General features: G+C 64.4%; 2 protein-coding genes. Both read left to right on the top strand.

The features are described 5' to 3' along the window. Positions 1–305: sugar nucleotide-binding protein (locus A9D60_RS06455; protein ID WP_141117848.1), on the top strand; the 305-nt coding region annotated here is incomplete at its 5' end. Next, positions 302–652 (top strand): sugar nucleotidyltransferase (locus A9D60_RS06460; protein ID WP_175392905.1); only part of this gene is annotated, 351 nt, incomplete at its 3' end. The genes A9D60_RS06455 and A9D60_RS06460, both read left to right, overlap by 4 nt.

Genomic DNA, 652 nt, shown 5'->3' on the forward strand with positions numbered 1-652 from the left:
ATATTGCCGCGGCCTGCCTTGCGATGGCGCGGCAGCTGCAGGCAGACCCGGGCCAATCCGGCACCTATCATTTTGCAGGCCAGCCCCGGACCAGCTGGGCGGATTTCGCGCGCGAGATCTTTGCCCGGGCGGATGTGGCTTGCGCGGTGGAGGACATCCCCACCTCCGCCTATCCGACGCCGGCGGCGCGGCCCTTGAATTCAAGGCTCGACTGCACCGCATTAGACACTGTTTTTGGCATCCCGCAGCCGGACTGGCGGCTGGGGTTGAATGATATTCTGAAGGATTTGGGAGAATTGGCATGACTGATGGCAAGCCCGGCTCGGGTAGAAAAGGCATCATCCTGGCAGGCGGCTCCGGCACCCGGCTCTATCCGATCACCATGGCGGTCTCCAAGCAGCTGCTGCCCTTGTATGACAAGCCGATGATCTACTATCCGCTGTCGGTTCTGATGCTGGCGGGCATCCGCGAGATCTGCGTGATCACCACGCCGCAGGACCAGGAGCAGTTCATCCGCCTGCTGGGCGACGGCAGCCAGTGGGGGGTGGAGCTGACCTATGTGGTGCAGCCCTCGCCCGACGGGCTCGCCCAGGCGTTCATCCTGGCGGAAGACTTCCTGGCAGGCGCCCCTTCGGCGCTGGTGCTGGGCGAC

Source organism: Leisingera sp. JC1 (assembly GCF_001679925.1).
Lineage (GTDB): Bacteria > Pseudomonadota > Alphaproteobacteria > Rhodobacterales > Rhodobacteraceae > Leisingera.